Source organism: Streptomyces sp. ICC1 (genome assembly GCF_003287935.1).
Lineage (GTDB): Bacteria > Actinomycetota > Actinomycetes > Streptomycetales > Streptomycetaceae > Streptomyces > Streptomyces tritrimontium.
Genome location: NZ_CP030287.1, coordinates 4,322,209 through 4,334,818 on the forward strand (window position 1 = coordinate 4,322,209; position 12,610 = coordinate 4,334,818).

Annotated in this window: 10 protein-coding genes; 3 read left to right on the top strand and 7 right to left on the bottom strand. The window is 70.0% G+C overall.

What is annotated here, in order from left to right:
- Nucleotide 1 precedes the first annotated feature (1 nt).
- From zwf to pgl, 3 genes are all read left to right on the top strand, one after another.
- Nucleotides 2–1,534: a glucose-6-phosphate dehydrogenase gene (gene zwf, locus DRB96_RS20380; RefSeq protein WP_112453589.1), complete on the top strand. Its 1,533-nt coding sequence runs from the start codon at nt 2–4 to the stop codon at nt 1,532–1,534.
- Nucleotides 1,531–2,595 (top strand): glucose-6-phosphate dehydrogenase assembly protein OpcA, encoded by a 1,065-nt coding sequence (gene opcA / locus DRB96_RS20385; RefSeq protein WP_112449743.1) that lies wholly within the window; start codon nt 1,531–1,533, stop codon nt 2,593–2,595. The genes zwf and opcA overlap by 4 nt, the downstream gene beginning before the upstream one ends.
- A gap of 106 nt (nt 2,596–2,701) precedes the next feature.
- On the top strand, nt 2,702–3,484 hold the full coding sequence (gene pgl, locus DRB96_RS20390; RefSeq protein WP_112449744.1) for a 6-phosphogluconolactonase: 783 nt from the start codon (nt 2,702–2,704) through the stop codon (nt 3,482–3,484).
- 63 nt (nt 3,485–3,547) lie between these two features.
- On the opposite strand, the gene pgi is transcribed toward pgl, so the two are convergent.
- The 7 genes from pgi to DRB96_RS20425 form a co-directional block, all read right to left on the bottom strand.
- Nucleotides 3,548–5,200 (bottom strand): glucose-6-phosphate isomerase, encoded by a 1,653-nt coding sequence (gene pgi / locus DRB96_RS20395; RefSeq protein ID WP_112453590.1) that lies wholly within the window; start codon nt 5,198–5,200, stop codon nt 3,548–3,550.
- Nucleotides 5,201–5,359: 159 nt separating this feature from the next.
- Nucleotides 5,360–5,695 (bottom strand): RNA polymerase-binding protein RbpA, encoded by a 336-nt coding sequence (locus tag DRB96_RS20400; protein WP_078950560.1) that lies wholly within the window; start codon nt 5,693–5,695, stop codon nt 5,360–5,362.
- A gap of 179 nt (nt 5,696–5,874) precedes the next feature.
- Nucleotides 5,875–6,108: a preprotein translocase subunit SecG gene (gene secG / locus DRB96_RS20405; protein ID WP_112449745.1), complete on the bottom strand. Its 234-nt coding sequence runs from the start codon at nt 6,106–6,108 to the stop codon at nt 5,875–5,877.
- A gap of 144 nt (nt 6,109–6,252) precedes the next feature.
- Complete coding sequence (tpiA, locus tag DRB96_RS20410) at nt 6,253–7,029, bottom strand: triose-phosphate isomerase (protein ID WP_112449746.1); 777 nt, start codon at nt 7,027–7,029, stop codon at nt 6,253–6,255.
- Nucleotides 7,030–7,034: 5 nt separating this feature from the next.
- On the bottom strand, nt 7,035–8,246 hold the full coding sequence (locus DRB96_RS20415; protein WP_112449747.1) for a phosphoglycerate kinase: 1,212 nt from the start codon (nt 8,244–8,246) through the stop codon (nt 7,035–7,037).
- A 142-nt stretch (nt 8,247–8,388) separates the two neighbouring features.
- Nucleotides 8,389–9,393 (bottom strand): type I glyceraldehyde-3-phosphate dehydrogenase, encoded by a 1,005-nt coding sequence (gene gap / locus DRB96_RS20420; RefSeq protein WP_112449748.1) that lies wholly within the window; start codon nt 9,391–9,393, stop codon nt 8,389–8,391.
- A 208-nt stretch (nt 9,394–9,601) separates the two neighbouring features.
- Nucleotides 9,602–12,562, bottom strand: a complete 2,961-nt coding sequence (locus DRB96_RS20425) for a M14 family metallopeptidase (RefSeq protein WP_112449749.1) — start codon at nt 12,560–12,562, stop codon at nt 9,602–9,604.
- Nucleotides 12,563–12,610 lie beyond the last annotated feature (48 nt).

Sequence of the window (12,610 nt, forward strand, 5' to 3'; positions counted from 1 at the left end):
CATTTTGTCTGTAAACGGAGCGAACCCGCTTCGTGACGCACAGGACCGGCGGCTCCCGCGCATCGCGGGGCCGTCCGGCCTGGTCATTTTCGGCGTTACGGGTGACCTGTCGCGCAAGAAGCTGATGCCTGCCGTCTACGACCTCGCCAACCGCGGCCTGCTTCCGCCGGGCTTCTCGCTGATCGGCTTCGCCCGACGCGAGTGGCAGGACGAGGACTTCGCGCAGGAGGTCCACGACGCGGTCAAGCAGCACGCGCGCACGCCCTTCCGTGAAGAGGTCTGGCAGCAGCTGGTGCAGGGCTGCCGCTTCGTCCAGGGCGACTTCGACGACGACCAGGCGTTCGAGACGCTGAAGTCGACGATCGAGGAGCTGGACAAGGCGCAGGGCACGGGCGGCAACTTCGCCTTCTACCTGTCCGTCCCGCCGAAGTTCTTCCCGAAGGTCGTCGCCCAGCTCAAGAAGCACGGGCTGGCGGACCAGAAGGAGGGCTCCTGGCGGCGCGCGGTCATCGAGAAGCCGTTCGGGCACGACCTGACCAGTGCGCAGGAGCTCAACCAGCTCGTGCACGACGTCTTCCCGCCCAACGAGGTCTTCCGGATCGACCACTACCTGGGCAAGGAGACGGTCCAGAACATCCTGGCGCTCCGCTTCGCCAACACGATGTTCGAGCCGATCTGGAACCGGTCGTACGTCGACCACGTGCAGATCACCATGGCCGAGGACATCGGCATCGGCGGCCGGGCCGGCTACTACGACGGCATCGGCGCGGCCCGCGACGTCATCCAGAACCACCTGCTCCAGCTGCTGGCGCTGACCGCGATGGAGGAGCCCGGCTCTTTCCACCCCAAGGCGCTGGTGGCCGAGAAGCTCAAGGTGCTGACCGCCGTGGAGCTGCCCGAGGACCTGGGCAAGCACACCGTGCGCGGCCAGTACTCGGCGGCCTGGCAGGGCGGCGAGAAGGTCGTCGGGTACCTCGAAGAGGACGGCATCGACCCCAAGTCGAAGACCGACACCTACGCGGCCATCCGCCTGGAGATCAACAACCGCCGTTGGGCGGGCGTCCCGTTCTACCTGCGGACCGGCAAGCGCCTGGGTCGCCGGGTGACCGAGATCGCCGTCGTCTTCAAGCGGGCCCCGTACCTCCCGTTCGAGTCGGGCGCGACCGAGGAGCTGGGGCAGAACGCCCTGGTCATCCGGGTCCAGCCGGACGAGGGCGTGACGGTGCGCTTCGGCTCCAAGGTTCCGGGCACCTCCATGGAGGTCCGGGACGTGACGATGGACTTCGCCTACGGCGAGTCCTTCACGGAGTCGAGCCCCGAGGCGTACGAGCGGCTGATCCTCGACGTCCTGCTGGGTGACGCGAACCTCTTCCCGCGCCACCAGGAGGTCGAGCTGTCCTGGAACATCCTCGACCCGATCGAGAGGTACTGGGACACGCACGGCAAGCCCGCGCAGTACCCGTCGGGCACCTGGGGACCGGTCGAGGCGGACGAGATGCTCGCACGAGACGGACGGAGCTGGCGCCGGCCATGAAGATCGACCTCACGGAGACCAACTCCAGCAAGATCAATGCCGCGATGGTGCAGGCACGCCGGGACCTCGGCACGCCGGCCATCGGCATGGTCCTCACGCTGGTGATCGTGACCGACGAGGAGAACGCGTACGACGCGCTCAAGTCGGCGGGCGACGCTTCCCACGAGCACCCCTCGCGGATCATCGTCGTCATCAAGCGGGCCAGCCGCTCGCCGCGCAGCCGCCGCGACGCCCGTCTCGACGCGGAGATCCGCGTCGGGGCGGACTCCGGCAGCGGCGAGACGGTGGTGCTCCGCCTGCACGGCGAGCTGGTCGACCACGCCCAGTCGGTGGTCCTCCCCCTGCTCCTCCCGGACGCGCCCGTCGTCGTCTGGTGGCCGGAGGGCGCTCCGCAGGACCTGGCGGGCGACCCGCTCGGGGCGCTCGGTCAGCGCCGGATCACGGACACCTACTCCGCTGAGGACCCGATCGAGGCCCTCGGCAGCCGGGCGGCGGCGTACGCGCCCGGTGACACGGACCTGTCCTGGACCCGGATCACCCCGTGGCGCTCCATGCTGGCGGCCGCGCTGGACCAGCAGACGCACTCCGTGTCCTCGGCGACCGTGGACGGCGAGGACGACAACCCGAGCTGCGAACTGCTGGCCATGTGGCTCGCGGACCGGCTCCAGGTCCCCGTCAAGCGCACCTCCTCGGCGGGTCCCGGCCTCACGGCGGTCCGCCTGGAGACCCAGGGCGGCGAGATCGTCCTGGACCGGGCGGACGGCGCGCTGGCCACGCTGTGCATGCCGGGACAGCCCGACCGCGCGGTGGCGCTCAAGCGCCGCGACACGGCCGAGCTGCTGGCGGAGGAGCTGCGCCGGCTGGACCCGGACAACACGTACGAGGCCTCGCTGAAGTTCGGCGTGGCCCGGCTGACGCCTCCGGCGGAGCAGGCGGCCGCCCCGGCCAAGGCCGCGCCCGCGAAGTCGGCTCCGGCCCCGGCTCCGGCCAAGACGGAGTCCGAGGCCCCGGCCGCGAAGCCGGCCCCGGCCAAGCCGACGAAGAAGGCCGCGGCCAAGTAGCACGGACAACGCCGCTGCGCGGAGCCCTCCCCGCCCCGGGAAGGCTCCGCGCAGCGGTCTTCGCACCCGCACCCGCGCACTACCGACAAGGCGGCAGCACATGGGTATGACGACTCCCCAGGTCGTCGTCCACCGGGACAAGGAGCTGATGGCCCAGGCCGCGGCGGCCCGGCTGATCACGAAGATCGTGGACGCGCAGGCGGCCCGCGGCAGCGCGTCGGTGGTCCTCACCGGCGGCCGCAACGGCAACGGCCTGCTCGCCGCACTGGCCGCGGCCCCGGCCCGGGACGCCGTCGACTGGTCCCGGATCGACCTCTGGTGGGGCGACGAGCGGTACGTGCCCGCCGACGACCCCGAGCGCAACCACGTACAGGCCCGCGAGGCCCTGCTGGACGCCGTCGCGGTGGACCCCGCGCGGGTACACGCCATGCCCGCCTCCGACGGCCCGTACGGGGCCGACGTGGACGCGGCGGCCGCCTCGTACGCGGCGGAGCTGCGGAAGGCCTCCGGCCCCGAGGACCACGGCCCGGTCCCCCGCTTCGACGTCCTGATGCTGGGCGTCGGCCCCGACACGCACGTGGCCTCGCTGTTCCCGGAGCACCCGGCCTCCCGCGAGAGCGAGCGCACGGTGGTCGGCGTGCACGGCGCGCCGAAGCCGCCGCCGACCCGCATCTCGCTCACCCTCCCGGCGATCCGGGCGGCCCGCGAGGTCTGGCTGCTGGCGGCCGGCGAGGACAAGGCCGGCGCGGTGGCGATCGCGCTGGGCGGCGCGGGCGGGGTCCAGGCCCCGGCAGCGGCGGCGTACGGCCGCTCCCGCACCCTGTGGCTGCTCGACCGGGCGGCGGCCGCGAAGCTCCCGCCGGCCATGTACCCGCCGGCCTCCTCCTGATCCCCGTACGACGCGACAGGGCCCGCCCTCCCCACGGAGGGCGGGCCCTGCGGCGTCATGGGGTCAGCGGCCCCGCAGCGAGCGGTACGTCGCCACCAGCGCGCGCGTGGACGCGTCCAGGCCGGGCACCTCTTCGCCCGCGGCGAGCGCGGGCTCGATGCGCTTGGCCAGGACCTTGCCGAGCTCCACGCCCCACTGGTCGAAGGAGTCGATGTTCCACACCGCGCCCTGGACGAACACCTTGTGCTCGTACAGCGCGATCAGCTGGCCCAGCACCGACGGCGTGAGCTCCTGCGCCAGGATCGTCGTCGTCGGGTGGTTCCCCGCGAAGGTCTTGTGCGGGACGAGCGGCTCGGCGACGCCCTCCGCGCGGACCTCGTCGGCCGTCTTGCCGAAGGCCAGCGCCTGCGTCTGCGCGAAGAAGTTCGCCATCAGCAGGTCGTGCTGGGCCGCCAGCGCCGGCGGCAGTTCGCCCACCGGCCGCGCGAAGCCGATGAAGTCCGCGGGGATGACCCGCGTGCCCTGGTGGATCAACTGGTAGTACGCGTGCTGGCCGTTGGTGCCGGGCGTGCCCCACACCACCGGGCCGGTCTGCCATTCCACCGGGTTGCCGTCGCGGTCGACGGACTTGCCGTTGGACTCCATGTCCAACTGCTGGAGGTACGCGGTGAACCGGGACAGGTAGTGGCTGTAGGGGAGCACCGCGTGCGACTGCGCGTCGAAGAACGCCCCGTACCAGATCCCCAACAGGCCCAGCAGCAGCGGCGCGTTCTCCTCGGGGGGCGCCGTGCGGAAGTGCTCGTCCATGGTGTGGAAGCCGTCCAGCAGCTCCCGGAAGGCGGCCGGGCCGATCGCGACCATCAGCGAGAGGCCGATGGCGGAGTCGAAGGAGTACCGTCCGCCGACCCAGTCCCAGAACTCGAACATGTTGGCCGGATCGATGCCGAACTCGGTGACCTTCTCGGCGTTGGTCGACAGCGCCACGAAGTGCCGCGCCACGGCCGCCTGGTCGCCGCCGACGCCCGCGAGCAGCCACTGGCGCGCCGAGGTGGCGTTGGTGATGGTCTCGATGGTGGTGAAGGTCTTCGACGCGATGATGAAGAGCGTCTGCTCCGGGTCCAGGTCGCGCACGGCCTCGTGCAGGTCGGCCCCGTCCACGTTGGACACGAAGCGCAGGGTCAGGCCGCGGTCGGTGAAGGCGCGCAGCGCCTCGTACGCCATCGCCGGACCGAGGTCGGAGCCGCCGATGCCGATGTTGACGACGTTCTCGATGCGCTTGCCGGTGAACCCGGTCCACTCCCCCGACCGGACCCGGTCGGCGAAGGCGGCCATCTTGTCGAGGACCGCGTGGACGGCGGGCACGACGTCCTCGCCGTCCACCTCGACGACCGCGTCCTTGGGGGCGCGCAGCGCGGTGTGCAGGACCGCCCGGTCCTCGGTCGTGTTGATCTTCTCGCCGCGGAACATGGCCTCGCGCAGTTCGGCCACGCCGGTCGCCGCGGCCAGTTCGCGCAGCAGCGTCAGCGTCTCGTCGGTCACGAGGTGCTTCGCGTAGTCGATGTGCAGGTCTGCGACCCGCAGGGTGTAGCCGGTGCCCCGGCCCGGATTCTCCTCGAACAGCTCCCGCAGATGCGTCTGTCCCAGCTCTTCCCGGTGCTTTCCGAGTGCGAGCCACTCGGGGGTCCGGTTGAGCTTCGTGCGGCTGTCTGCGTTCATCTCGGACATCAACCCACTTCTTCCGTCCTGTCGTGCCCCGCCGTTCTCCAACCTAAGGGATGGGAAGCGGCGCAACCGACACAAAGCGGCCCGGCCCGCAGGAGAAGAAGCCTCCTGCGGGCCGGGCCCGAAGTCATGCCGGTCGTTGTCCGGGGCGCGTCAGATCTCGCCGCGCAGTTTGGCGAGCGCCTCGGCGAGGATCGCCTCGCCGTCGGCGTCGGTGCGCCGCTCCCGCACGTACGCCAGGTGCGTCTTGTACGGTTCCGTGCGCGGCGGCGCAGGCGGATTGTCCCGGTCCTGGCCGGCCGGGAACCCGCAGCGCGGGCAGTCCCAGGTGTCCGGCACGGTCGCGTCGCTGGCGAAGCTCGGCTGCGTCTCGTGCCCGTTCGAGCACCAGAAGGAGATGCGCAGGCGGGGCGCGGACTCACCGCGCTCGGCCTCACCCATCGGCCCCGCTCCGACCCGACTGCCACGAATCGCGTTGCCACTTGCCACGGTCGTAACTCCCTGCGTGATGGTGCCGCGAAACGTGAGTTGATTCCGTCGCGGGCGCCCAAGTCTACGTAAGGCCCAACGCGCGTCCAGTGAACGGAGTTACCCATTCCAGACGTGGACGCCGGACCTCATGATAGGCCGGGGAGAGCCGACCGGACTGCCGGAATGGCCAGAACGCTTCAGCTGACGCTGGACTTCATGAGCAGGCCGAGCGCGACGATGCACGCGAACCACAGCAGACCGATGACCACGGTGATGCGGTCCAGGTTGCGCTCCGCGACCGAGGAGCCGCCGACCGACGACTGCATACCGCCGCCGAACATGTCGGAAAGACCGCCGCCCTTGCCCTTGTGCATCAGCACGAGCAGCATCAGCAGGGCGCTGAAGACGACCAGGGCGATCGAGAACCCCATAATCACGGCTGATTCCTACTTTCTGGCTTTCTGGGGGCTTTCCCGCATTGCGAAACGAGCGCGGGGGCCAGCGGCTCGTGGTGCAGCCTGCTGGCCCCCGCAAGGGTACGACGGATCCGCCCTACCGCATACTCACGGCGTTGCTCACTGGTCGCGGAAGCGGACGATCTTCACGAACTCGTCCGCGTCCAGCGCCGCGCCGCCGATCAGGGCGCCGTCGACATCGGGCTGGGCCATGATCGCGGCGATGTTGCCGGACTTGACCGAGCCGCCGTACTGGATGCGGACCTTGTCGGCCAGCTCCTGCGAGTACAGCTCCGCGAGGCGCGCACGGATGGCGCCGCACACCTCCTGCGCGTCGTCGGGGGTGGCGACCTCGCCGGTCCCGATCGCCCAGACGGGCTCGTACGCGATCACGATGGACTCGACCTGCTCGGCCGGGACGTCCTTGAGGCCGCCGTCGAGCTGCTTCAGCGTGTACTGGACCTGCTGGCCGGCCTTGCGGACGTCCAGGCCCTCGCCGACGCACAGGATCGGCGTGATCCCGTGCTTGTAGGCGGCCTTGACCTTGGCGTTGCAGATCTCGTCGCTCTCGCCGTGGTACTGGCGGCGCTCGCTGTGGCCGACGGCCACGTAGGCGCAACTCAGCTTCGACAGCATCAGGCCGGAGATCTCACCGGTGTAGGCACCGGACTCGTGCGCCGAGATGTCCTGGGCGCCGTACTTGATCTTCAGCTTGTCGCCGTCGACCAGGGTCTGGACGGAGCGCAGGTCGGTGAAGGGCGGCAGGACCGCGACCTCGACGGCGTCGAAGTCCTTGTCCGCCAGCGCGAAGGCGAGCTTCTGGGTGTGGGCGATGGCCTCGAGGTGGTTGAGGTTCATCTTCCAGTTGCCCGCCATCAGCGGGGTACGCGTGGTCATTCGGTTCAGACCTCCAGTGCGGCGAGGCCGGGGAGCGTCTTGCCCTCGAGGTACTCGAGGGAGGCGCCGCCACCGGTCGAAATGTGGCCGAAAGCGTTCTCGTCGAAGCCCAGCGTGCGCACGGCGGCGGCCGAGTCGCCACCGCCGACGACGGTGAAGGCGCTGCTGTCGACGAGGGCCTGCGCGATGGCGCGGGTGCCGCCGGCGTAATCGGGGTGCTCGAAGACGCCCACGGGACCGTTCCAGAAGACGGTCTCGGCGTCGGCGATCTTCGAGGCGTACAGCTCGCGGGTCCTGGGGCCGATGTCCAGGCCCTCCTGGTCCGCGGGGATCTTGTCCGCGTCCACCGTGATGAACTCGGCCGGGGCCTTGGTCTTCAGGTCCGGGAAGTCCTTGGAGGTGAGGATGTCGACCGGCAGGACCAGCTCGACGCCGTTGGCCTCGGCGCGCGTCATGTACTCCTTGACGACGTCCACCTGGTCCTTCTGGAGCAGGGAGATGCCGACCTCGTAGCCCTTGGCGTGGAGGAAGGTGTACGCCATGCCGCCGCCGATGAGGAGGCGGTCGGCCTTGCCGAGCAGCTCGTCGATGACGGCGAGCTTGTCGGAGACCTTGGCGCCGCCGAGGATGACGACGTAGGGGCGCTTGACCTCGGCGGTCAGCTTCTTCAGGACGCCGACCTCGGTGGCGATGAGGTAGCCGGCCGCGTGCGGGAGGCGCGCGGGGAGGTCGAAGACCGAGGCGTGCTTGCGGTGGACAGCGCCGAAGCCGTCGCCGACGTAGACGTCGGCCAGCTCGGCGAGCTGGTCCGCGAAGGCGCCGCGCTCGGCGTCGTCCTTCGCGGTCTCACCGGCGTTGAAGCGCAGGTTCTCGATGACGGCGACCTGGCCGTCGGCGAGGGAGGCGACGGTCTCCTTGGCGGAGGCGCCGACCGTGTCGGTGGCGAACGCGACGTCCGTGCCCAGCAGCTCGCCGAGGCGGGCCGCGGCGGGGGCGAGGGAGAAGGCCGGGTCCGGGGCGCCCTTGGGGCGGCCCAGGTGGGAGGCCACGATCACGCGGGCGCCGGCCTCGGCGAGCTTCGCGATGGTCGGCTGCACGGCGCGGATGCGGCCGTCATCGGTGATCTCGCCGTTCGAAAGCGGCACGTTGAGGTCGGCGCGGACGAAGACCCGCTTACCGGACACGCCCTCGGCGAGAAGTTCGTCGATCGTCTTCATTGCTGTTTCTACTCCTTTTCCCCGGCCGGATCCTGTATCCGTGCGGGGTGAGAGGTACAAGGCAAGCAACAGGGCCCGTACAGCGCTTCGTCGCGCTGCCCGAGCCCCGGTGCTCACATTGTCGTGCCTGCTGCCTTGGTGCTTAGAGCTGACCGCCGACGAACACGGTCAGGTCGACGAGGCGGTTGGAGTAGCCCCACTCGTTGTCGTACCAGCCGATGACCTTGACGCTCTTGCCCTGGACCATGGTCAGGGAGGAGTCGAAGGTGCAGGAGAACGGCCAGTTCACGATGTCGGAGGAGACGATCGCGTCCTCGGTGTAGTCCAGGATGCCCTTGAGCTGGCCCTCGGAGGCCTTCTGGAACGCGGCGTTGACCTCGTCCTTGGTGACCTCGCGCTCGAGCTCGATGACCAGGTCGGTCACGGAACCGGTGGGAACCGGGACGCGCATCGCGATGCCGTCGAGCTTGCCGGCCAGCTCCGGGATGACCAGCGCGGTGGCCTTGGCGGCACCCGTGGTGGTCGGGATGATGTTCTCGGCGGCGGCGCGGGCGCGGCGCAGGTCCGAGTGCGGGAAGTCCAGGATGCGCTGGTCGTTCGTGTACGCGTGGACCGTCGTCATCATGCCCTTGACGATGCCGAAGTTCTCCAGGAGGACCTTGGCCATCGGCGCCACGCAGTTGGTGGTGCAGGAGGCGTTGGAGATGACGTGGTGGTTGGCCGCGTCGTACTTCTCCTGGTTGACGCCCATCACGATCGTGATGTCCTCGTCCTTGGCCGGAGCCGAGATGAGGACCTTCTTCGCGCCGGCCGCGATGTGCTTGGCGGCGTCGGCCTTCTTGGTGAAGATGCCGGTCGACTCGATGACGATGTCGGCGCGGAGCTCACCCCAGGGGAGGTTCGCGGGGTCGCGCTCGGCGAAGGTCTTGAAGGTGTTGCCGCCGACGGTGATGGTGTCGTCGGTGTGGCTGACCTCGGCCTTGAGGCGGCCCAGGATCGTGTCGTACTTGAGCAGGTGCACCAGGGTGGCGTTGTCAGTCAGGTCGTTGACACCGACGATCTCGATGTCCGCTCCCTGCTCCAGGAGCGCACGGAAGTAGTTGCGGCCAATTCGGCCAAAACCGTTGATGCCTACGCGGATCGTCACGAACCGATCTCCTCGTTGGTGCGCCGGCCTGTCCGCCGGCGAGCTGTATGGGATGTCCCCGACCGCTTACGACCCTACCTCTCCGTGAGCTTCGGAGTGACATCGACCATCGTCTGACACGCCCCGAGGGCCCGCACTCCGGGACGGGTACGGGACCTCGGGGACTTTGTGCCCGGTCACTCAGGGTGAGCGCGGAGGGTGCCTCTGATCAGCGGTTCAGCGAGCGCAGAGCCTTACCGACGAGTAGCGCGCGGTCCGCCGCCGCCGGCACGTGTTCCAGGCCGAAGCCGAGGAGCACGGTGTCACGCGTAGTCACCGACGCGTAGGACTTGAACAGCTCCCCCGTCCGGGACCAGTCGCCCGGAACATCGGGACTTCCGGCGGGTGCGCCCTGGGCGGTCCAGACGCCGAGCGAGGTCTCGAAGCCCTCGGCCGCCTGGTCGGTCCCGCCGGTGGACAGCCGCGCCTCGTCCGCGAACACGCCGCGGCCGCCCGAGCCCGGGTCGGTGATGTAGGAGAGGGAGACCTCGACGCTCTTGCCGGCGTAGGCGCTCAGGTCGAAGGAGACCTGCTTCCAGCCGTTGGAGGAGCCGGTGAAGGAGTTCCAGGTGCCGCTGGTGCCCTGCGGGGCGCAGCCCCCGGAGTCGAGCGTGAGGTAGCGGCGCAGGAACGGGTGGTCGTTGATGAAGAAGCCGGCCCCGCACTCCTCCGGGACGGTGGTGCCGCTCAGACCGCCCGCGTCGGGCAGCGTGGTCCAGTCGTCGCCGCCCGCGGTACGGGATTCCAGCACCGCGTGGTCGTAGCCCTCCTCGGTGTTCCAGTTGAGCGCCAGCTTGAGCTGCGGCTTGTCGGCCGCGCTGACGCCGGTGAGGTCGATGGTGCGGGTCAGGCGCTTCCAGTCGTCGTCATCGTGGGTGGCCGAGGCCATCCAGCTGCCGACGAGGGGGGCGTAGGGGTTCAGGACTCCGGTGTACTGGCCCGCCTGCGCGCTCTTGAACTGCGGGAACTGCGCCGCGGGCAGGGTGTCGGAGGTGACCTGGTAGGAGCCGGGGCGGTCCAGCGGGTTGTCCGCGGCCCCGCCGAGGGATCCCTTGGCACCGCCCAGGGCGCCCGCTCCGGCGAAGCCGGTGGGGCCGGCGACGTTCGCGCGGCCGTAGGCGCCGAGGAAGTACTGGCTGAAGTCGTTGGTCACGGCGCGGCCGACCTGGGCGTTGCCGCCGGCCAGCTCACCGGCCTCGATCAGCTTGCCGCCCTCGTTCAGGTAGTCGCGCACCGCCAGCTGGGTGTCACCGCCCGGGGACTTGGCCCCCGTGTAGTGGACGACCGTGCGGAAGTGGGAGAGGGCGCCGAGGTGGTGCGGGGCGCCCTGCACGGCCACGTCCCAGACAGCCGCGCTCTTCCCGTTGGCGCGCAGGGCGTCGACGTACTCCTGCGCGTGCTTGGCCGGGGCGCCCTCCTCGGCGACCACCAGCACCTCGGCGCGCGGCCGCTCGGCCACCGTGTACGTGAAGTGCTCGCTGGAGACCTGCTTGCCCGAGCGGTCGCGGCCGGTGAACCAGACCTCGACCTTGTCGCCGGGCTTGGTGCCCTCGACCTCGGCCCGGTACTCGTCGAACCAGTTGTTGTCCTCGCCGCCGTAGACCTCGCCGCCCTTCCAGGCCTTGAGGTCCTCGTCGTGGGTGCGTCCCCCGTTGACCCGGTAGTTCAGCTCCTTGTCCTTCAGCGCCTTGCGGGCCGTGACGGCGACCTTCTGGTCCTCGCCGCGGGCCGCGTAGGAGGTGGTGAAGGGGTCCGGCGTGAAGTCCGCGGCGGTCAGGCCCAAGGAGGACTTCGGCTGGTCCGGGCGCTCGGCGCTCTCGGCCACCGAGAGCGCGAAGGGGACGTTCTTGGCGAACTCCGCCTGGATGAGCTTCTCGTCGTCCGGGAAGTTGAAGCCCGAGGCGCAGTCCTCGGGCTTCCACGCGTCGTTCGGGTCGATCGCGGAGGCCGTCTGGCAGGTGGTCATCTCCGGCGTGAACATCATGATGCCGTTGGCGTTGGCGGCCTGGCTGTCCGCTTCGCCGTTGGTGGTGTAGAGCTCCGAGGAGACCTGCGGGTAGTAGCCCGGGATCGCCGGGTTCTCCGGGGTGCCGGCGAGCGCCTTGTAGGCGACGTCGTCGGGGGTCGGGGTGGCCACCTGCCAGCCCACGCCGTACAGGATCAGCTCGGCGGCCGAGTGGTAGTTGACGGCGTAGTCGAAGCCGATGCGCTTCTGGAACGTGTCGAGGGCGACGGTCTCGGGCTCGGAGGCGGCCTTGGCGCCCCGGTAGGTCTCGCTCGACTGGTTGGGCGAGGAGCCCTCGTTGTCGTAGCCCCACTTGTAGGCGAAGTTGCGGTTGAGGTCGACGCCGTCGCCCGCGGTGATCTTCCCGTCGGCGTTGTTGTCGCGCAGGTTCTTGCGCCACAGCCGCTGGCCGTCGGCGGCGAAGGTGTAGTCGTAGCCGTCCGGGTTGGCGGAGAGCAGGAACCACAGCTCGGTGGAGTCCACCAGCTTGGTGATCCGCGGGTCCTTGCCGTAGTTGTCCAGCGTGTGGTGCATCAGCCGCCGGGTCATCTCGGGGGTGATCCACTCGCGGGCGTGCTGGTTCGACATGAAGAGCGTGGAGGGCTTGCTGCCGTCCCTGGACTTCTTGGCATCCTTGGCGACCTTGAGGGCGAGGATGTCCTTGCCCTGGACGGTCTTGCCGATGGAGACGACCTTGGTCAGGCCGGGGTTCTCCTGCGCCGTGCGCAGGATCTCCTCCTGGAGGCCGCCCTTGCCGCTGTAGGGGCGGAAGACCCCGTCGCCGGCCGCCAGGGAGCGCGCCGCGGCCTTGGCCGGGACCTTGCGCTCGGCGAGTTTGACGCCCTGGGCGGCCAGCTCCTTGGCCTGCCCGCCGGTGAGGAAGAGCTCGACGTGTGCGGTCCCGGTGTCCGGGGCGCGCTCGGAGAGCTCGTGCGCGTCCTGGCCGGCGGCCAGCACGATCGGGACCTGTTCCTTGGTGATGTCGGCGTCGTAGACCCGCACCTCGTCGGCGGCGGTCTTCCCGGCCGCTTCGGCCTGAGCGTGGGCCGCCGCGGGTAGTGCGGCCAGTGTGGTGCCGAAGACGAGTGCGCTTGCGGCGAGGATCGATCTCGCGCGGTGCCTCATGTGCCCCCCTGGGCGTCGTCTGCCACGAAAGCTTCGGACGACAGGCTC

What these genes read in the sequence shown, in the direction of transcription:
- opcA (WP_112449743.1), top strand. Translation starts at nt 1,531, where the DNA reads ATGAAGATCGACCTCACGGAGACCAACTCCAGCAAGATCAATGCCGCG.
- pgl (WP_112449744.1), top strand. Translation starts at nt 2,702, where the DNA reads ATGACGACTCCCCAGGTCGTCGTCCACCGGGACAAGGAGCTGATGGCC.
- pgi (WP_112453590.1), bottom strand. Translation starts at nt 5,200, where the DNA reads ATGAACGCAGACAGCCGCACGAAGCTCAACCGGACCCCCGAGTGGCTC.
- secG (WP_112449745.1), bottom strand. Translation starts at nt 6,108, where the DNA reads ATGGGGTTCTCGATCGCCCTGGTCGTCTTCAGCGCCCTGCTGATGCTG.
- tpiA (WP_112449746.1), bottom strand. Translation starts at nt 7,029, where the DNA reads ATGACCACGCGTACCCCGCTGATGGCGGGCAACTGGAAGATGAACCTC.
- DRB96_RS20415 (WP_112449747.1), bottom strand. Translation starts at nt 8,246, where the DNA reads ATGAAGACGATCGACGAACTTCTCGCCGAGGGCGTGTCCGGTAAGCGG.
- DRB96_RS20425 (WP_112449749.1), bottom strand. Translation starts at nt 12,562, where the DNA reads ATGAGGCACCGCGCGAGATCGATCCTCGCCGCAAGCGCACTCGTCTTC.